General features: G+C 41.0%; 16 protein-coding genes and 1 tRNA gene. 11 read left to right on the forward strand and 6 right to left on the reverse strand.

Annotation, left to right across the window (positions count from 1 at the left end):
• Positions 1–6 precede the first annotated feature (6 nt).
• From QZT69_RS04730 to QZT69_RS04740, 3 genes are all read right to left on the reverse strand, one after another.
• Positions 7–2,532, reverse strand: a complete 2,526-nt coding sequence (locus tag QZT69_RS04730; protein ID WP_294671045.1) for a transglycosylase domain-containing protein — start codon at positions 2,530–2,532, stop codon at positions 7–9.
• 233 nt (positions 2,533–2,765) lie between these two features.
• Positions 2,766–3,515 carry a uroporphyrinogen-III synthase gene (locus tag QZT69_RS04735; protein WP_294671047.1) on the reverse strand — a complete coding sequence of 250 codons (750 nt, stop codon included), beginning with the start codon at positions 3,513–3,515 and terminating at the stop codon, positions 2,766–2,768.
• 31 nt (positions 3,516–3,546) lie between these two features.
• On the reverse strand, positions 3,547–4,266 hold the full coding sequence (locus QZT69_RS04740; protein WP_294671049.1) for a DUF4271 domain-containing protein: 720 nt from the start codon (positions 4,264–4,266) through the stop codon (positions 3,547–3,549).
• A gap of 190 nt (positions 4,267–4,456) precedes the next feature.
• Between QZT69_RS04740 and QZT69_RS04745 the strand changes: the two genes are divergently transcribed.
• Together QZT69_RS04745 and QZT69_RS04750 are read left to right on the forward strand one after the other, a co-directional pair.
• The gene (locus QZT69_RS04745; protein ID WP_294671050.1) at positions 4,457–5,647 is read left to right on the forward strand and encodes an acyl-CoA dehydrogenase family protein; all 1,191 of its coding nucleotides are present in this window, start codon (positions 4,457–4,459) and stop codon (positions 5,645–5,647) included.
• A 133-nt stretch (positions 5,648–5,780) separates the two neighbouring features.
• Positions 5,781–6,089, forward strand: coding sequence for a hypothetical protein (locus QZT69_RS04750; protein ID WP_294671054.1), 309 nt, complete (start codon positions 5,781–5,783; stop codon positions 6,087–6,089).
• Positions 6,090–6,174: 85 nt separating this feature from the next.
• Here the strand turns inward: QZT69_RS04750 and QZT69_RS04755 are convergent, their stop codons facing one another.
• Complete coding sequence (locus tag QZT69_RS04755; RefSeq protein WP_294671057.1) at positions 6,175–6,516, reverse strand: hypothetical protein; 342 nt, start codon at positions 6,514–6,516, stop codon at positions 6,175–6,177.
• Positions 6,517–6,634: 118 nt separating this feature from the next.
• Between QZT69_RS04755 and hemW the strand changes: the two genes are divergently transcribed.
• Positions 6,635–7,762 (forward strand): radical SAM family heme chaperone HemW, encoded by a 1,128-nt coding sequence (gene hemW, locus QZT69_RS04760; RefSeq protein WP_294671060.1) that lies wholly within the window; start codon positions 6,635–6,637, stop codon positions 7,760–7,762.
• A gap of 34 nt (positions 7,763–7,796) precedes the next feature.
• On the opposite strand, the gene QZT69_RS04765 is transcribed toward hemW, so the two are convergent.
• Positions 7,797–8,576 carry a glycosyltransferase gene (locus QZT69_RS04765; RefSeq protein ID WP_294671063.1) on the reverse strand — a complete coding sequence of 260 codons (780 nt, stop codon included), beginning with the start codon at positions 8,574–8,576 and terminating at the stop codon, positions 7,797–7,799.
• An 88-nt stretch (positions 8,577–8,664) separates the two neighbouring features.
• Here QZT69_RS04765 and QZT69_RS04770 point away from each other — a divergent pair, with 88 nt between their 5' ends.
• From QZT69_RS04770 to QZT69_RS04785, 4 genes are all read left to right on the forward strand, one after another.
• Positions 8,665–9,591 (forward strand): N-acetylmuramoyl-L-alanine amidase, encoded by a 927-nt coding sequence (locus QZT69_RS04770; RefSeq protein ID WP_294671065.1) that lies wholly within the window; start codon positions 8,665–8,667, stop codon positions 9,589–9,591.
• Between the two features lie 64 nt (positions 9,592–9,655).
• A complete protein-coding gene (locus tag QZT69_RS04775; RefSeq protein ID WP_294671068.1) occupies positions 9,656–10,108 on the forward strand; it encodes a single-stranded DNA-binding protein in 453 nt (150 codons plus the stop codon).
• 112 nt (positions 10,109–10,220) lie between these two features.
• Positions 10,221–10,294: transfer RNA gene (locus QZT69_RS04780), tRNA-Asn, on the forward strand.
• A 154-nt stretch (positions 10,295–10,448) separates the two neighbouring features.
• Positions 10,449–10,961, forward strand: coding sequence for a hypothetical protein (locus QZT69_RS04785; RefSeq protein ID WP_294671070.1), 513 nt, complete (start codon positions 10,449–10,451; stop codon positions 10,959–10,961).
• Positions 10,962–11,014: 53 nt separating this feature from the next.
• On the opposite strand, the gene QZT69_RS04790 is transcribed toward QZT69_RS04785, so the two are convergent.
• Positions 11,015–11,470, reverse strand: coding sequence for a hypothetical protein (locus QZT69_RS04790; protein ID WP_294671072.1), 456 nt, complete (start codon positions 11,468–11,470; stop codon positions 11,015–11,017).
• A gap of 332 nt (positions 11,471–11,802) precedes the next feature.
• Here QZT69_RS04790 and QZT69_RS04795 point away from each other — a divergent pair, with 332 nt between their 5' ends.
• From QZT69_RS04795 to QZT69_RS04810, 4 genes are read left to right on the forward strand one after another with little or no spacing between them, the layout of a single operon-like run.
• Positions 11,803–13,839, forward strand: a complete 2,037-nt coding sequence (locus QZT69_RS04795) for a hypothetical protein (protein WP_294671075.1) — start codon at positions 11,803–11,805, stop codon at positions 13,837–13,839.
• Positions 13,836–14,582 carry a hypothetical protein gene (locus tag QZT69_RS04800; RefSeq protein ID WP_294671077.1) on the forward strand — a complete coding sequence of 249 codons (747 nt, stop codon included), beginning with the start codon at positions 13,836–13,838 and terminating at the stop codon, positions 14,580–14,582. The genes QZT69_RS04795 and QZT69_RS04800 overlap by 4 nt, the downstream gene beginning before the upstream one ends.
• A complete protein-coding gene (locus QZT69_RS04805; RefSeq protein ID WP_294671080.1) occupies positions 14,579–15,190 on the forward strand; it encodes a hypothetical protein in 612 nt (203 codons plus the stop codon). Before QZT69_RS04800 ends, QZT69_RS04805 begins: the two co-directional genes overlap by 4 nt.
• Positions 15,183–20,864 carry a hypothetical protein gene (locus QZT69_RS04810; protein WP_294671082.1) on the forward strand — a complete coding sequence of 1,894 codons (5,682 nt, stop codon included), beginning with the start codon at positions 15,183–15,185 and terminating at the stop codon, positions 20,862–20,864. Before QZT69_RS04805 ends, QZT69_RS04810 begins: the two co-directional genes overlap by 8 nt.
• The last annotated feature ends 11 nt before the right edge of the window (positions 20,865–20,875 follow it).

Raw genomic sequence — 20,875 nt, forward strand, 5'->3', positions numbered from 1 at the left:
GTCTTATCACATTTGGATTTCTTCGACAATATTTGCCGTTGAATCGACGACGGCGGGATCAATTTCAGCTCCTGTCAGGTTAAATACCGAATTGTCAAAGTTCCGCGGAGCTTCAAAATCCGTGGTCGAAATCGCTATTTTCGGATCTTTGTAGACTTTGTTCATATAGTATCCGTAGATAGGAAGTGCCGTGCGCGCTCCCTGTCCCAAATCGGTGCTTCGGAAACGAACGCCGCGGTCTTCTGCTCCAACCCATACTCCTGTAGCCAGATCCGGTGTTAAACCTACGAACCAACCGTCGGAGTTGTTTTGTGTTGTTCCTGTTTTTCCAGCTGTAGGATAAGCAATTCCTCCATAAGCTGCACCTCCGCGCAACCTGCTTCCGGTACCTCCCTGGATCACTCCCCGCATCATTTTCAATACGGTGTAAGCAACGTTTTCGTTCATTGCTTCTTTGGAAACGGTTTTAGCACTGTAAATGACATGTCCCGAACGGTCTTCAATCCGCAGGATACTTGTCGGTTTATTGAAAATACCTTTATTGACGAAGGTTGCCTGGGCACCTACCAGTTCATAAAGTGACAGGTCCATGGAACCTAAGCACATTGCCGGAACAACATCTCTGTCAAGCAATTCGATGTCCATATCACGCATGAGTTTTGCAACTGTTTTTGGTCCAGCTAATGCACCCATTTGTTTCATGATGTAAACCGCAATGTTGTTTTTGGACAATGCCAGCCCTTTCATGATTGAGATTGTTCCACCGTTCCCGCTTCCGTCAGAATTTCTAGGACACCATTGTCCGTCAGGGTTCCCGTTGGGGTCGTATAAATCCACACAATAGGAAATATTCGGAACAACCAATCCGGGTTTCACTACATTCATGGTAATTCCGGCTGCGTAAACGAAAGGTTTGATCGTGGAACCGACCTGACGTTTCCCAAGCCTTACGTGGTCGTACGCAAAATGGTCAATGTTGGTACCACCGACCCAAGCTTTTACAAATCCGGTACTTGGTTCGATGGAGATCAAACCGGCTTGTAAGAAAGATTTGTAGTAACGAATGGAATCCATCGGACTCATAATCGTGTCACGCTCCCCGTCCCAGCTGAAAACGCGCATTTCTACCGGTTCATTGAATATACGCTTAATTTCTTCCTCAGGCATTCCAGCTTCTGAAAGCCGGATATAACGGTCAGAACGGCGCATAGAAGAGTTCATAATGCTGTTTACCTGATCATCAGATAATGAATTGGAGAAAGGCCAGTTTTTAGCTGACTTGTTGTTTTTGTCAAACAAAGGCTGCATCTCGTCTTTCAAATGTCTTTCCAATGCGTATTCGGCGTGGGCCTGCATGTCTGCATTCAGAGTGGTGTAAATGCGTAAGCCGTCGCGGTAAATGTCATAAGGAAGACCATCTTCCCGTTTGTAAACCAATGAACCGTCTTCTTTTTTGGAATTCAAAAGTTCGGTTACTTCATTACGAAGGGATTCTCTAAAGTATGGAGCAATTCCACGTTTGTGATCTACGATCTGGTAATTGGTAACCAGCGGTTTTTTACTCAAACGCTCGTATTCTGCTTCTGTCAGTTTCTGACGTAAAGCTTCATTTCCTTCGTCCGAGTTTTTCAGCCATTGTTTCAGTACCTGGTTTCTTCTGGTCAATGCACGCAGACTGTCGGCAGCTCTTGCTTCGGATATTTCAGCTGCAGTGATGGCAGATGGTTCAACGCCCTTGTTTTTTGCCAATGAAAGGCGGTAGTTTTTGATCTTAAAGGTGTAAGGATTGTACAAAGCAGGGTTTTTACACATTCCGACAAGCATTGCTGCTTCTTCTTTGGATAGTTCACTTGGTTTTTTATTGAAATACACTTTTGAAGCGTTGGAAATCCCAACTGCGTTGTAAAGGAAGTCGAACTGGTTCAAATACATCGTAATGATCTCTTCCTTGGTAAAGCGAGCTTCCAAACGCGTTGCAATGATGTTCTCACGTGCTTTTTCGTTAAGGCGTTTCCACATTCTTCCGATTCTTCCGGAAGACTCCGATTCTACATTTTCTCCGTTTGCACGTGCAAATTCCTCACGTTCGCGCAATTGAAGGGTGTATAATTGCTTTGCTAACTGCTGTGTAATGGTTGAAGCACCTCCGGCACCTCCGACATTGATAATTGCACGGCCTACAGCACGGAAATCTACCCCGGAGTGGTCGTGAAAACGTTCGTCTTCGGTTGCAATTAGTGCATCTGTTACATTTGGGCTTATTTTGCGGTATTCCACAGAAGTTCGGTTGATCTTCCAGTAACGGCCCAATTCCGTTTCACCGTCATCGGCAATAATTACTGAGGCCAATAATTCCGGCGGATTGTCAAGCATCGCAACAGGGGGAAGATTATCCTCCGATTGGAACAATAACAATGCTCCAATGAAATAAAGGGGAAAAGTAGCAAACAACCAGTAAGCAATCGTTGCTCTTTTATGCTCTTTCGGTGAAAAAGACGCTGCCGCAGCGGGTCCTTTACTTTTTTGTGCCATACGACTCATTTGAATGGTAAAAATAACGAAATACTATTCGCAAAGGCAAATATCGAAATTCGGGAGCAATTGTTGATTGGTTTAGGAGATACTTTCTAACAAAAAAATGCTAAAAACGGGGTTGGGTTATAAATCTGGTGAAAACATGTAGGGGCGTAAAATCTTACGCCCCTACATGTTTTTATAATTTTCTTTGTTGAACTGCACTAACGCTTGTTCATCTATCAGAAGTTTTACTTCTTCTTATTTTGTTCTTTAATAAAATTCTCAATTGCAGCTGTCATGCTTGGTGCGTTTGGCATTGGTGCATGAACATCCAGTCTCAAATTATTTTTTACAACTGCGTTTGCGGTGGTTGGACCGAATGCAGCGATCAGGGTTTTGTTTTGTTTGAAATCCGGGAAATTCTTGAACAAACTTTCAATTCCACCCGGACTAAAGAAAACGAGCATGTCGTAATAAACATCTTCCAAATCGCTCAAATCCGAAGCAACAGTTCTGTAGAGCATTGCTTTGGTAAACGGGATTTTCGCGTCTTCAAGCGTTAACGGAATTTTATCCTGCAGGATATCTGTACAAGGAAGCAGGAATTTTTCTCCTTTGTGCTTTTTGATCGGATCCACCAGGTCTTCAATGGTTTGTTTTCCAAAGAAAATTTTACGCTTGCGGTAAGTTACGTACTTCTGTAAGTATAAAGCTACGGCTTCTGAAATACAGAAATACTTCATAGTATCCGGAACTTCAAAACGAATTTCTTCTGCAATACGGAAAAAGTGATCAACAGCAGTTTTAGATGTTAAGATAACAGCGGTGTGATCTTTAATATCTATTTTCTGGGTACGGAATTCCTGAACTGAAACTCCTTCCACGTGAATAAACGGCCTGAAATCAATTTTCAACTTATACTTTTCAGCCAAATCAAAATACGGAGATTTATCTCCTTCTGGCTTCGGTTGTGAAACCAATATTGTCTTAATACTCAAGGTTTATTTTGTTTTAGCGTTCAACATTTATTTAACCTAACCAGCTTGAGATCTCGCTCGGGAAAACCAACTTTATGGCAATCAAAAGGGGCAAAATTTCAAGGGTCCAAAGGTACAAAATTATATAATACCATGATACACCCAATTGTATGGCATGATAAAAAGCGCGAATTATTCGTAAAACTATGAAAAATAAAAAGGTCCCGCCGATGATTAATTTGGACTCTTTAATGAGCTCCGGCTGAAAATAAATGAGAAAGAATTCGATCAGGATCACGATCCCGGCTGATTGTGCCATGGTCAGAGTGAGCTGATTCACTTCCTGGATAATCTGTCTGAACCCGGTTATGCTTCCGGTAAGAGATATCATGAAAAGATGATAAACAAGCAGGATTGCCGGGAAAGTCGTCAGTATGATTGTTTGGTAAGTATTAAAATCGACCAGGGAGAAATGATTGTACCAGTAAATGTATATTCCGCTGATAATGATGTACTGAAGGACTAAAAAAACAGATGAAAGCGGATTTTCCCGGATACCGTTTTTGTACTGCTCTGAAAAGCTCTGAAAGAAAAAGGTGTTTTGTCCCAGGATCAGGAATATTTCGCGTTGCCTCAGCCGTGCTGCCGAGATCAATAAAAGACATAATCCTAAAGCAGCAATGATCAAGTAGGAATAGTTGGAGCTCCTTTCCGTAAGCACCATTACCTCATTGGCCGTTGAAGTAGTAAAGAACTGTCCGCTTAAATGCATGAACCAAAATAATTGTCAGGTACAAAAATACTATTTTGGAATCACTATTGTCTGTAGAGGTTAAATCTTGGGTAAAAGTTCAAAAGTTCAAAAGGGATTCCTTAAACACCTTTGAACCCTGTTTGAACTTGTATTTTATTCATTCGTTCGATTTCATTACATTTGCACCGATAATTGAAAAAAAACTCAAATGAAATCTGATTTATATTCGCATCCGGACTATTTGTTAATGGATGAATTGCTTACAGATGAGCAAAAGTTAGTACGTGACGCTGCTCGTGCGTGGGTAAAGAAAGAGGTTTCTCCAATCATCGACGAGCATTATGAGAAGGCAACTTTTCCAATGCATTTGTTAAAAGGATTAGGTGAAATCGGTGCTTTTGGACCATACATTCCTGAAGAATACGGAGGTCCGGGATTGGATCAGATTTCTTACGGTTTGATTATGCAGGAATTGGAGCGTTGTGATTCCGGATTGCGTTCAACAGCTTCCGTTCAAAGTTCATTGGTGATGTACCCGATCTGGAAATACGGAACCGAAGAACAAAAGATGAAATATTTGCCAAAACTGGCTACAGGAGAAATGATGGGTTGTTTCGGATTAACGGAACCTGATCATGGATCTGACCCGGGAAGTATGATCACCAACTTCAAGGATATGGGCGATCATTACTTGTTGAATGGGGCAAAAATGTGGATTTCCAATGCACCGTTTGCAGATATCGCAGTTGTTTGGGCAAAAGATGAAAGCGGACGTATTCACGGATTAGTAGTGGAACGCGGAATGGAAGGGTTTTCAACTCCTGAAATGCATGGAAAATTATCTCTTCGCGCATCTTCTACCGGTGAATTGATCTTCGTAAACGTAAAAGTTCCAAAAGAAAACTTACTTCCGGGCCGTTCAGGTTTAGGAGCTCCTTTAAGCTGTTTGGATTCTGCTCGTTTCGGTATTGCATGGGGTGCTTTGGGTGCGGCAATGGATTGTTACGATCAGGCTGTCAGATACTCCAAAGAACGTTCCCAGTTCGGTGTTCCGATCGGTTCGTTCCAGCTGGTACAAAAGAAATTGGCGGAAATGATTACTGAGATCACGAAAGCACAATTCATCACTTTACGTGTCGGACAATTGAGAAACGAAGGAAGAGCGACATCTGCAATGATCTCTATGATTAAGAGAAATAACGTAGAAATTGCATTGGATATCGCTCGTGAGGCACGACAGATCCATGGAGGAATGGGAATCACAAGTGAATATTCTATGATGCGCCACATGGCAAACCTGGAATCTGTGATTACTTACGAAGGAACGCATGATATCCACTTGTTGATTACAGGAATGGATGTTACGGGAATTCCTGCTTTCACAAGAGAGAAACCATAAAGAATAAGTTCAAAAAGTTCAAGGGTTCAATTTTTGAACCTTTTAAACATTTGAATCATGTAATTAAAAAGACCTTCGGATGTATATTCGGAGGTTTTTTATTTTAGTGCCTTAAATCTAAATACTTGAACAAATGGAAAATGATATGTTAGACTCGGTTGCAATGACCAGTGCGCCGGTAAGGGACTTAGACGAGGCCGGAAGGATCTTAACAATGGGAATTATTTCTCTCCCTTTTTGTTTTGGATTGGTCGGATTGATCTTAGCCATTATTACATTGACAAAATCAGGAAAAGCGCTTTCCTTATACAGGGATTACCCGCTTCAATATACCGAATCGTCTTACAAAAAAGTAAAAGCAGGTAGAATCTGTGCAATCATCAGTTTGTGCATTTTAGGAGCGACTCTTTTACTCCTTTTTGCAGTTGGCGGAATCAGATAAACTTTAGAGTGATTTTATACACATTAAAAAAACCGTTGAAGTGATTCAGCGGTTTTCTTATTGGAGCATGTTTTTCGAATGATACCTAGTTCCAGTTGATTGATATCATGGAGTCATTGAACGAATCGCGTAGACGACTTAATTTTTTTGCTGCGAGTTCATCCCCTAAATTTGCCTTAGCTTTTAGTTTGTAGTATAGGTCCAAAGAATGTCCGTAGACATCTTGTTCCAGTACATGTTTGATTTCGGAAATGCGACCGGTTACACCAATCAGGAAGTGTTCGATTTCGCCTAATTCGTGTAATTCGTCTTCCGTTAAGTTTTTTAGCTTCAGTAATTTAGAGTAACGCGGCAATAAAACTCCCAATAAGTCGATAAATCGATCTAATTCTCGTTGAATGGCTGCCTGTTGTTCTTTAAATCCCATATTTGAAAAGTATGTCTTTTTGCTTAACGGTAAAAATTAAAAACTTTTTTTAACATTTGACTGAAATCGGAAATTTCGGACGGTGTAAAAGCAGTCGATTAATCCCTAATTTTGTAACATGTCCGGCTGTTATATCCATATTCCTTTTTGCGCCCAAAAATGTAGTTACTGCGACTTTCATTTCTCTACTAATCATTCTTACCAGGCTGAAATGGTTGATGCTTTGTGCATGGAACTGAAGATCCGATCAGAAGTTTGGAAAAACGAGCAATTTGAAACTATTTATTTCGGTGGAGGCACTCCGAGTGTACTTACCGTTGAGCAGCTGCAGATACTGATTGAACAGGTGAAAATGAATTACCTGGTATCGGATCAGGTTGAGATAACCCTGGAATGCAACCCGGATGATTGTTCTTCGGAGAACCTTACTGCCTGGAAAAAATTGGGTGTAAACCGACTGAGTATCGGTATACAATCTTTCAACGATGAGCAGTTGCTTTGGATGAATAGAAGCCATTCCGCGTCAGACAGCCGACGGGCAGTTCAAAATGCAAAACAGGTAGGTTTTGATGAATTGAGCCTGGATCTGATGTATGGTTTACCCAATATGACCCTGGAGGAATGGAAGAATCAGCTGCTTCAAATCATTGCTTTGAATCCGGAACATATTTCTGCTTATTGTCTGACTGTTGAGCAGCGAACGGCCTTATCCAAATGGGTCAAAGAAGGAAAACTGGTTGTTTCTTCGAACGAACAGCAGTCGGAACAGTTCGAACTATTGGTTTCAACCTTGAAGCAAGCAGGATATGAGCAATACGAAATCTCTAATTTTGCACGGAATGAACATTATTCGAAGCACAATACTTCGTATTGGAAAGGAGTAAAGTATCTGGGAATCGGGCCTTCTGCACACGGTTATAATCAGTTGGAGCGTTACTGGAACCAGGCAAACAATAAGGCTTATATGACAGAGCTGAAGCATGGAAGATTACCGGAGACTATAGAAATACTGTCGCCTTTTGATCGTTTTAATGAGGCATTGATGATCGGATTGCGCACGAAATGGGGCGTTTCCAAGGAGGAATTGTTCCGGAATATTACGCCGGATGAGGAATGGTTGAAGATCGTAAAGAGTTACGAAGATCAGGATTTACTTATTGAAACGACTGAAAGATTGGTACTTACAGAATCCGGCAGGTTGTTGGCAGATGCGATCGCTTCGGAACTTTTTATAATTAAGCAGTAGGGACGTAAAATTTTACGCCCCTACTGCTGTGAATTTAATTATTTAATGTCTCCAACCCGAACTGGCATCGAAAATCAGCTCTTTTCTGGCGTTCTGCAAATAGCTCTTTACTAATTTTAACCAGGTTTTCACGATTAGGTCTTTCGTGGAATAAATGATATTGAATGGTTTTGTACCGTGTAGAAAACGGAACAATTCCAGCCTTTCTTGCTCTGAATTCCACATCCGTATCTTCTCCGAATCCCGGGGTAACATAAGTCTCATCGAATCCGTTGATTTTTACCAGATCTGCTTTGAACCAACCCATGTTGGAACCCAGTAAAGGAACCAGTTTGCGCTGCAATAAACTCCATAAAGGAAAGCTTTCTTCTACGCTTGTGCTTTTATTCCGGATCATTTCGATGTAACCCGGAACAGTTCGTTCACCATTGCGGATTTTGCGGGAGGTTTCAATATCCAGGTTTACCCTGCGGGCGATACAGAACCTGCCCGGTTGAATATAACGCACATATTCCTTTACAAAACGCGGATGAAGCACGCAGTCTCCATCAATAAAAATTAACCGTTCACTTTCGGAAGCCTTGATAGCTTTATTAAGCATTTTGGTTTTCAAAAACCCCTGATCGGGCTGTTGTAAATGTTTGATGGGGAATAAAGGGCGAAATTTTTCGATCAATTCATCGAAACAGGGATCATCACAATCTTGTGAAATGATGACCTCAAAATCTTTTTCTTTTTGTAAAGCAACACTCCTTAGAACGGCATCCAGTGCACTGACATCTTTGTAAACGGAAATAATAAGAGTTGCTTTCACGGCGCAAAGATAGAAAATTAACATTTACTATTTAGTAACCTTTTGGAATAGTTGCGGACGGAATTTGATTGCCCGCTAAATTTGTGGGATGCAGTTAGTTTATACCTTTTTAGTTTTTGTATTTCTTTCCCTCCATTCAACAGGGCAGGGAATTACAATTTTGATTGATCCGGGGCATGGAGGTTCGGATCCGGGACATGAAGCTGCGGACAAGAATTTACTTCCCGAAAAAGATCTTACTTTAAAGATTGCACTGAAATTCGGGACTTACCTTTCGGAGCGCCTTGAAAATGTAACGGTTCTTTATACGCGAACAGATGATCGGTATCCCACCTTAGATGAAAGGGTAAATATGGCCAATTCAAAAAAGGTAGACTATTTCATTTCGGTGCATATCAACGGTAGTCCGAATACGAGTATCAAAGGCACGGAGTCGCATGTGCATTCCATGAGTTCCAAAAAATCAGTAAAACTGGCAAGAGCTTTTGAAAACGAATTTAAAACGAGAGCAGGCCGTAAGTCAAGAGGTGTGAAGGATTCAGATGATCGGGAGCATTCCCTTCAGGTGCTGAAATTTACAGAAATGACGAGCGTGCTGGTGGAATGTGGTTTTATGACCAATGCTTCGGAAGCGAATTACCTGAATACTTCGTACGGGCAGGATGTGATTGCTTCTGCTTTGTTCCGTGCGATGCGCAGTCATTTGCAGGAAACACATAAAGACATTTCGTTCACCAAAAAAACCGCATCTCCATCGGATAACTCCAAACCGGATGCTTCTTCGGATAAAACCTACAGCGTGCAGATTATGAGTTCGAAAGAATGGCTGGACACTGAAAAAGGGAGTTTTAAAAACCTGAAACACGCTGTAAGCCGTTCACAGGTAGCACAATCCGGTTACCGCTACAAATATTTTTCCGGAAGTTTTTCTTCCAAATCAGAAGCGGACGACTATTGTAATGAGGTGAAAAAGAAGGGTTTCCCCGATTCAATTGTGGTAGAAAGAAAGAATTAGCCTGAAATGTATTACTTTTGTGAGGAGACACACTTCAATACATTAATTTACCAGCATATAGATTATGGCAACTGTTTTTGAAACACGCTTAATTGGAAATATTGGAAAGGACGCCGTTGTGAAACAAATGGAGCGGGGAGTCATTGCAGTAAATTTTCCGGTTGCGCACAATAAGAATTGGCGCGATAAGCGTACGGGAGAAGCAAGGACCAAAACAACTTGGGTAAATTGCACGATTTGGAAAAAAGAAGGCGCGAATATGCGTATCCTGGATTTCCTGAAAAAAGGAGCTTTGGTTGAATTGGTCGGAACACCGTTCGCGAAATCCTTTACACAGGAAGATGGTTCTTCCAGGTCTGAGATCCGTTTGAATGTTTCCAGGACAAACATCTTAAGACCTGCAAAATGTGAGGATGATCTTCCATTCGACATGATTGATGATAACGAATCACCATGTGAAGAAGAGGGTTGCGATGCAGGTTTGGACGATTTTACACTGAGTGAAGACGATTTTTAGCATTGAAAGTCAGGCTAGTACTGGATTTAATTAAAAATAATTTCATTTTTTTTTAATCGGGCTTGTAGAAAACACAATTCTTTGTCTATATTTGCAACCGCGAAAGCAAAATTCCTTCTTAGCTCAGTTGGTTAGAGCATCTGACTGTTAATCAGAGGGTCGCTGGTTCGAGCCCAGCAGAGGGAGCAGAAAAAGTCATCAGAAATGGTGACTTTTTTGTTTTAATATGACCTACTATATTTACATTATCTATTCAATTTCCATTGATCGTTATTATGTTGGGTATTCTTCTGATCTGGGAATCGTATCTTTCCGGAAGAATATATAATCAATCTAAAACATGAAAGCACACTTTTTGATTACACGTTTTATACTTGCTTTATCACTTGCACCAATTGTTTCCTGTACTACTGATAAACCAAAGAAGCGTGTTGAAAGCAAGCCAAAAAAACATCTTACAGAGGCAGAAAAAGCGGATTTGGAGCGCAGTTCTTTTGATCAATTACCGGATCATAACGATTCAATTACCGGTTGCTGGACAATTGATAAAAAACGGTCTTCTTCTCAGTTATGGAACCTAAGAGAAATTAATGGATTCTTCTTTTTTGAAGAACATAAAAGATTTTCCATTTATGATAGTTCACAGTATACTTCATCTGAATCCAGAATTGGGTTTTATAGATTTTACAAGAATGAATTGACTTTTGAGATTACTGAAACGGAACGCCCGTTTCAGGATGTATGGAGAATAAAATTTCAGCAGGGAATGATAATAGCTGAAAACAAATTGAATCCGAACCAGATTCTTTATTTGAAAAAGGTCAATAAGAAAAGTGATTTAAGCTATAAATAGCTTGTTTCATATAGGGACGAAATTTTCCGCCCCTACTTTTCAACCTTTTACCGCTACTCCGGAGCCTGCATCCCGACAATCAAATCCTGGTGAATGGTAAATGAATAGGTTCCTGTGCGGTTCCACATCGTAACCCAATTGGAACTTGGACCGCCGTTACATGCCCCGAATCTTACGTCGTATGACCCGATATTCAGGTTCATGTTGGTAAACGTAGTGGTATTGTAAGTCGCAGTCGCGCTGGTTACGGCAATTTCATAACCCGGCGCCGGACTTACCGGAAATGCCTGCGAATAGAAAGCGGTATTACCCGGGGCAATCGTGTAGCAAACCCATTCCGAGCTTGAAATAACTTGCGTGGAACTATTGCGTAAAGAAATTTGGAGACAGACTGTATAGCTGCAGCTGCTTCCAGTGTTCGTTACCGACCAGGTAGGTGTTCCTTTTTGACTAATTCCCTGAAATAGAAGCATCAGGAATACGCATGAAAGTAAAAATTGTTTTTTCATAAGAGTGAATAAATGAATAGCGCCTTACTCTGTTTTTACGATTTTCAGGATCCTCGTTTTGACGAATGTATGAATAAATTGATCCCTTCCAAACTTTAATTTGACCCGATAAAAGCCCTTTTTTAAGGATCATCGTTGTCTTAAAATGTTAAAAATTAATGACAATGATCGATGGGTTTTTTAAATGGACTTTTTAAGCACTATAGTTATAACAGGTTATTCAATGCGTATTTTTTTAGTTGAAACGAATTCTTAAAGTCGGCAGATTTATTTTTAACTTTTTTAATTGGTTGGAATTTGTAGATTTGCTAAGATTTGTTAAATCACCTTAATTGAAATTAACAACCAGCATATTATTCATTGTAATCACTTTCCAATTGTTTGCACAAGAAACTGACTCACTAAAGCCGCCCGTTTTTTCCCTTGGAAGAACAGATATTGATCTGGGTGTGAATGCAGGAGTTCAATCAAATTTCTTGGATAAAAGGGGAAGGATGAACCACTTTATGGAGGTTTCTACATCATTCATGTTCAAAGGTATTCCGCTTACCTTCCAGGGAAGACTTTCGGATGAGAAATATATTTCGGGTAAACCTACTTATTTCCGTTTAAGTTACGATGCTGCAGCTAAATACCGCATGCGCAAAGCTGAGCTCGAAGGGGAAATAGGTGATTTGAATACCGGGATAGGTGAGATTAACCAGGAAATTTACAAAATGGAAGGAAAGATCAGTTACCTGGCTTTCCTTTTGGAGCAGTATAAGCTGCTGAAAGATCAAAAGAAATTAAAATACCCGAATGGCGGATTCGAGAACCCGGAGTTGCCTGATGTGAATATTCCTGATGTCAACGGAAAAGTTCCCGATTTAAAAATTCCTCAAGGGAATGGGATTGATTTTGATAGACTTAACCTGGATTCGGTTAACTTAAAAATGGCCGATTATCAGGGTAATATTGACAAGTGGACCGCTAAAATGGATAGCCTTCAAAGTCTAAAGGACCTGAAGTTAAAAGATTTGAATGCCTTGAACATGAAAAGACCGAATGGCTTTTTGGATGGAATCAAGCGTTTCGACCTCGGACTCACATCACTTTCAGGAGGAAAAATGTCCAACAGCAGTGTTCCTGTTCAGGGAGTGCGTGTGAAAGGGACATACCGAAAATATTTTTACGATATCGCTGCCGGACTCACGGTTCCAAACAGGTTGTTTTCCAATTCGGTAGTTGACCAATACCTCAATAATTCTCAGAACATATTCAACATGAACCAATTCTTTACGGTGAATACTGCACGCTTTGTAAGCTCAGCTATAATTGGGTATGGAGATGAGGAGCGCAATTCAGTGTCGGTGGAGAATTATTATAACGGCAGAGACCTGAAAAGCATTTTGAAAGGCATAAAACATGTTACGAATAACACTACGAATGTCAGCTTTACACTTTCCCCGTTAAAATCCGGAAGGTTGTTTGTTTCGGGAAGTATCGGTCAAACTATTCCGATCGGAGACTCTGTTTCCCGCAGTTATTCCAGCCGTCTGGCCGCAACGACTAAAGTGAAATACCGTTTCAGACGCGGAAATACACAAGTTTACGGTCAGGTTAAACGTATCGGAGCCAATTACGACGGATTTTCACAGGGAATGTATAATTCCGGTTTTCTTCACCATGAATACGGGTTCCAAACCAAACTGTTTAAGCATCTCACCATAACAGGAAAATATACCGGAGATCGTTTCGATGCAAATTCAAATGGGAAAGGACTAATCACGAACGGGATTCATGTTGACGTGCAGGAAACGTATTTTAAGAACCTGGTGTTGTTTGCGGGATATTCCCTCATCAATGCTCGTGGAAATGATTCGATCACTTATGGAAACAATTCCCTGTACCGTGGCGGTTTTGTCTACCAGACAAAATTCAAGAGAAGCAAATTAACGCTTTCCGGAAACAGTACTTTTTCACAGGTGAACGGCCTGGACTCCTCCATTCAAATGACGAATGTGATTTTGAAGGCTGAAATGGCACACAAATACCTGTTCTATGGGGTAACTGCCAATTACCAGGATTTCCAGGGAATGGCATTGATCTACGGATCGAACCTGATTATTTCCCCGGAACTTGGAGCGCATTACAAAGGGATCAAATTTTCATCAGCCTTTAATTACCTGAGAAGCGAACAATTTTCCGAACAATACGGTTTTTCATTCACTTTAAATGCATCACCCAGCAAGCATTTTACCTGGTATTTGACCGGAAGAAGATGGCTGCCCACAGATGCATTAAACTTTATAACACCCGATATTGATTATCCCATCCGACCCTGGTTTTGGGAATTCCGATTGAAATTTCACTTAAATGTACTAAAATGAGATTAAGCCACTATTTATTGATTCTAACCCTGTTCGGTGCCTACGGTTTATTTGCGCAGCAAAGCGTTTTTCCGGTTACGCTGTCCAATCCGATGGATTTTGATTCGATTATTGAGACGGAACCGAATTTTATCTGGCAGACCAACATCACGGCTGTGCAATCGGATCCCCGTTATTCGCAGCGTTATGTCTTATGCGAATTGGAAGAAAAACAGTTGAAAGGAGAGGCAATTGCAGTAAATACTCCAATTCTGGTTTTGGAAGATTACCAAAATACGATGTATTCTTATTCATCGACAACAACTCCTTTGGAAAAAGGGCATACGTACGTCTGGCAGGTATCTATCCTGTTTAACAGCTTAATCGTTGACCAGTCCGAACCCTATCAATTCACCATTTTGAAGCCGGAAGACCCGTTACCGATTTTCTACCCGGTAGCATTTAAGAATGACGGACAGATGTTTTCTATTGTGGATGACCAAATCGGGTTGTTAACCGATGAAACCGGGAACCTGGATCTGGAAGTAAAGCTTTCAAAAGCCGGTAAAATCGTGAAAACTGTTTATTTGAATGAATTGATAAACGGTGAGGAAAAAACGGAACAGGTGAGCGAGTATCAGGGAGTAAAGCGCTTTTTCACGTTAAAGCTAAAGGATTTGGATCTGGAAAAAGGCGTTTACAAGGCTTCCTGGATGTTGAAGAACAAAAAACAATACACATTTAATTTTACTGTCGATAAATGAGATCTGCAATTATCTTCTTATCATTTTCATTCTTTTTTCAATTGAGTTTTGCTCAAAAGGTAAAAAAGCTCTCACCGGAATCATACGTCCAATGGTGTAATTCTCCTGATTTTTTATGGAAGAATAAAGACACCATGGGTGGTATCCTGTATGCTGTGCGTTTTGTTCCTAAGCAATACGATATAGCAAAGTGCGCGATCAATCATTGTGAAAAGAAAGAAATTCTAATGACAGATTTAAGAGCAGTTGGAAATTCTTACGGGTTTATTTTAGAATTGAGCTGCACGGAATATTCAAAGGATATTTTCTCTTATCCGAGTAAGACAGGGATGAATTCCAATAACCGGAAAATGTATTTGAATAACTACATCAAGGGCGATTTGGTTGGGATCTCCTCATCTAATGACACCATCAAATGTACATCGGCTATTTATGAAGCAAGTATGCCTACACGGGTTCGGGTATTATTTGATTTGGAAAACACGACTAAACCGATCACGAAAATTGTATTTAGAGATAAAATGATAAATAATCGGTATGTTGAATTTATCATACCTGAATTAACAAATAAGCAAATCCCGACACTGAATCTTAAGAAGTATGAATAAGAAACAAAAATCACGAGGGACCAGAAGCATTTCCTGGTTTTTACTACTCCTTTTTACGTGGTCAACTTTCCAACCCACGTTAACTTATGCGGGCGGGCCAACACAACCTGAATCAGCAGCTTTTACACCAATTGGTGTTTCGGATATGGTTGACCCATTCAGCGGAGATTTTAGCTACAATATCCCGCTAATGGATATTGAAGGCTACCCGATCAATATTGCTTATAATTCCGGTGCATCCATGGACCAGGAAGCGTCCTGGGTTGGCTTGGGCTGGAACTTGAATGCAGGAGCAATTACGCGGAACTTACGCGGGTTACCGGATGATTTCAACGGAGATCAGGTAGAAAAAACCCTGAACACGAAACCGAATTTCAACATCAATATTGATGCGGGGTTGACGGCAGAGATAGCAGGATTTAATTTGTCCAATGTTGGCGGCGGGGGCGGACTAAGTGTTGGTGTCGGAATGGGATTCAACAATTATACGGGCTATAGTTCATCAGTGAGTATAGGACCTTCTTTTGATTTCGGAAAATTCCTGGGGGGTAATCTCACAGCAGGTTTCTCCTTATCCGGAAGCAGTGAGAACGGGGCTTCTTTCGCTCCCAATGTGAGTTTGAGCTACAAAGAAAATAAAAGTCTTCAGCAGGATATTAAAAGAACGGGGACAATTGGTACGGCATTTAATTCCAGAGCAGGTCTGCAGCAGTTAACCTATGGGTTTAGTGCAACGAAGATCAATTATAATGCTGTAAAGTTTACTTTAATGGGCCACAATTTTGCTTTTCGACTAGGTGAAAAGAGCAGCTCTTCAGCAAGTGCAGGCGGAGCCTTTAATTTTGGATTGGCTTCTTACATGCCAACTCCTTTGCATAGCAAATTCGGAGCATCTGCTAGCTTTAAAATGAATGTTTCCGGGTCATTATTTGCGTTTGACGGTCAGGGAAACATTGGTGTTTCGATGTCAACTTCCTGGATTCCGGATGCGAATAAAACCATGCAGGTTCCATCATACGGGTATATGTTTTCTGAGAATGGCCAGCGCTCAATAAGCAACCAGTTAGACTTTAACCGCGATAATGATCAGCCGTTTTCAAAATACAGTGTTAATTTACCTTCTGCATTTCAGACTTATGATGTATTCAGTGTTCAGGCGCAAGGTACAGGTGGAAGTTTCAGAGCAAGCAGAAATGATGTAGGTTATGTCTTTGATCCTTTAAGTTCAACCACGGATGTTGGAGCTGATGTTGGTCTGGAATTAGGATTTGGAAACCTGACAGATATCGGGGTAGATATTGAGATTCCGATTACGTTCAACAATAACGGTCCGTGGACCGATAATAATGCGGTGACTCAGGGTCTTGCATTTAAAGGGTCTGGTCTCGGAAAAATTGTACCGAGTTTCGGAATGATTGAAGCCAGTGAAAGTTCTGTTTTGAAAGATGACCTGATGACCAGTCAGTTTAATGGAACGGAACCGGAACGATTTTCATTAACTGGTGGTGCCTGGTTCCCGAGATTGAATAATACGTTGATCCAGTCGAGCGGAACAAAGAATATCACAAGAAACCAAAAGAATGTAAGGGATTACTCCAACAACCACATGTATTTCCTGAGCAGAGCCGAAGTGCAGGCAGGTATGGGTGTTATTCCTTATGATGCGGCAGCATTGTATTCCGGAGCAAAAGCTCATCATATTGGGGAGATTACACAGCTGGGGACAGACGGCCGGCGTTATGTATTTGCACTTCCTGCCTATAACCACTTCCAGGAGGATGTGACTTTCGCTACTGGAAACGGGTTGTATTCCAATGACGGGATCAATTATTCCAATGATCAAAGCGGTTTGCTAAATGGCGTTACTGCTACCGATGCTTCTACAAGTAATTCGCGCGGGATTGATCACTATTACAGTGCTACGAAAACTCCGGCATATGCTCATTCATATATGTTATCTGCGGTTCTAAGTGACGATTATGTAGACTCGGACCAAACTCCCGGCCCTTCCCCGGATGACTTGGGTTCTTATGTAAAATTCTCTTATAAGTCAGTTAAGAATTTTGAGTGGAGAAACCCGATCCAGGCTGATGCTGCATACTACAATGAGGGGATGCGCTCCGATCAAACGGATGATAAGGCGAGTTTTGTTTACGGGAAAAAAGACTTGCATTATACCGAGAAAATCGAAACGAAAAATTATGTAGCAATTTTCAGTTTTGAGGCTCGTAAGGATGGAAGAAGTGCAAATGGTCGCAGCGGAGGAATTAACCCGGCGGATGCTCAGAGTATGGTTTTATTGAAAAGCATTACGCTTTACTCGAAGCCGGATTACAATGCAAACATTGCTGACTTAACGCAAGCTACCCCGATCCAGCAAGTTGTATTTGATTACAATTACAGCTTATGCAGACACTACCCGGGAAATAATGAGAATACATCATCCGACCTTACAAAAGGAGGAAAGCTGACTTTGATAGGGATTTATTTCACTTATCAGAATTCTAAAAAGATGAAGTACCGCAATTATAAATTCTCTTATGGATCTGCGGGTACAAGAAGTAATCCTGATTACCATATCAAAGGTGCGGATCGTTGGGGAACTTATAAAGAACCGGTAAGTGCAAGTTTATCTGAAAATTTAATCACAACACCATTAAATAATTCTGATTTTCCATACGCAGAACAGGATCCTGTTAAGGCAAATGAAAGTGCCAATGCATGGAATCTGGTGAAAATTGAGCTGCCTTCCGGAGGAGAAATCAATGTAACTTATGAATCGGACGATTATGGGTATGTGCAGCACAAGAAGGCCGCACAAATGTTCCAGATTGTTGGAATTTATTACGCTGATAACAGTCATACCAGTGTTATGACCGGAACCAATGCACAATTTGCTTCTTTGGTTTCCGGTAGTGATAAGAACGGAGGATTATTGTTCAATTTGATGAACCAGACAGATGATATTTCCAAATACGGTAAAAAGGGGCAACAGCTTTACTTTAGGGTGCTTTCGGAATTGGACCCTAACGGAAGCAGTTTTAAAAGTAAAACGGAATTTGTTTCGGGTTATGGAATTATCAGTGAGATAAAAACGGTTACTATTTCGGGTACAAAATATGGGCTTGTAAAGCTGGAGTCTGAAAATATCGCTGCTGTCGGGTCTGATAATTACAGTCCAATCATTAAACAAGCTATTTTGTTTGGAAGATCGCAACTATCCCGAACGATCAATAATAACTTTACCCCGAGCGATGAATCCGGAGGTAGTGAGCAGGCAGTAATGAATTTTGTAAATGCTACTATTAATATGATTACCAGTTTTAAGGAATTGGTTACCGGACCTAATAAAGCTGTTTACGATCAGGGGAAAGGTAAAAATATTGTATTGAACCGATCCTGGATTCGACTGGACTGCCCAAGTCCAAGAAAGTTTGGCGGTGGAAGCCGGGTGAAAGAAATACGTATTAAAGATAATTGGGACCTCATGGACGGTGGAGCTGCCAGTGAGTACGGACAGACATTTAAGTATGTATTGGAGGATGGAATAACTTCATCAGGAGTTGCTTCCTATGAACCGCAATTGGGAGGTGATGAGAATCCATGGCATACCGCTTATATTGTTAACAATGTGAAACGCCTTGCAATGGATGACAAGATGTATATTGATGATCCGATCATGGAATCCCAATTCCCTACACCAACCGTTGGTTATTCGCGGGTTGTAATTGAGGATTTAAAATATACGAATGTAAAGCGAACAGCGACCGGTAAAGTTGTGAAAGAGTTTTACACTGCGAAAGACTTCCCGACAATTGTGAAGCGGACCAATGTAGATATGCTAACCGATCAAAGTTTCTTGCCTTTACTGCCGAAATATCAATACTTAACGGCAAACCAGGGATTCTCCATCGAGTTGAACAATATGCATGGTAAACCGAAGAAAGAGAGTATTTATGGGGAAGGGCAAACGAGTCCGTTGTCGGAAGTGGAATATTTTTACAAAAGTACTCCTTTAAACCTGGATGGAGTCGTGAACAGTCGTTTATCCAATACGATCCAGGTAATTAATGAGAATGGTACCGTTTCCAATGCCACCGTAGGTGTTCGATACGACGCGGTTGGAGATTTTAGAGAAAGCGCTACAAAAACGGTGGTTCCTAAAATTCACATTAATACCAACAGTTTCATTTTGGCGATGCTCGTGATTGCTATTCCACCGGTTTACCCGGGTTATGATCAGACAACGAATCGTTTCAGAAGTGCTACTATGAATAAAGCAGTTGAGCGTTTTGCGATTTTAGATAAAACGGTAGCTAACCAGGACGGTAGTATTGTGGAAACAAATAACCTGGCATATGATGCTAATACTGGCGAGGTATTGGTGACACAAACAACGACCAATTTCAACGATAAGATATATTCTTTGAATTATCCGGCATATTGGAATTATCCTTCTTTCGGACAAGCATCTAAAAACAGTTCTTATTCGTACAAAGCATCAACGGTTTCAACCAATGGATTTGCTGCGATCCCTGCTCAGTATAATTACTTTGCAGAAGGTGATGAAGTTTCCGTAACCATTGGTGCAGTCGTGAAGAAGGGTTGGGTGGTAGATGTCAACGCAACAGGAATCCGTATTATTGACAAAGCTGGAAACCCGTTCACGGGAAGTAATGCTACTATCAAAGTACTTCGTTCAGGATACAAAAACAAGCAAAGTACCTCCATGGCAAGTATGACTTCGTTTAGTAATCCTGTAACTGGTATTGGAACGAACCAATTTACAAGCGTGTTAAATGCCGGTGCTATTGAATTTGGCCAGGATTGGAGGACCTACTGTAATTGTTTTGGTGGAGCAAATCCTTCGACGAATCCTTATGTTATTGGAACAAAGGGTGATTGGAGACCAATTCGTTCATATACTTATTTAACGGATCGAATTCAAACCGCTTATGATGGAAATACCAATATCCGGAAAGATGGTGTTTTTAGAGCATATGCTCCTTTCTATAAATTAGGTAATGGCAAGTGGGAGAAAAATGGACAGAACTGGACCTTTGTTTCAGAGGTTACCGAATTTTCGCCAAATGGAATGACTTTGGAGACGCGTGATGCTTTAGGGCGTTATTCAGCTAGTCAATTTGGGTTTAATAATACCCTTACAACCGCGGTTGCAGCCAATTCAAAAACGCAACAAATGTCTGCCGGAAGTTTTGAGGATTTGGGGTATACCAATTGTATGGACCAGAATTTCTTCTCTCAGGCCAGAATTAACGGAGGCTCTTTAGGTCCGATCCCTGCATCATCTATTTCTAAGGTTCATTCCCATACCGGAAAAACCAGTATCAAAGTAACAACGGCTGCACCGGTATCTTTCCAAAACGTAGTTTCAACCTGTGAGGTTTTACCAGACTGTAATTTGTCTTTAACATGTGGAAAAGATTGTACAGGAATAACTGTAGAAGGCGGCGTTGCTCCTTATACGATGGAGTATGAATCTACCGGAGGTGCGACTGTTGAACAGATAGGTGGAAATTCATTTGCTGCTTCTGTGCTCGGATCAAGTTATAATAGCTTGACAATTATCGTGACGGATTCCAGAGGATGTAAGATAGGAATGAAAATAACGGTGCGTGGAAATGTAGTTTCCTCGGAAACCATTCAGTTTTAATTAGATCAGTT

Source organism: uncultured Fluviicola sp. (assembly GCF_902168135.1).
Taxonomy (GTDB): Bacteria; Bacteroidota; Bacteroidia; order Flavobacteriales_D; family Crocinitomicaceae; genus Fluviicola.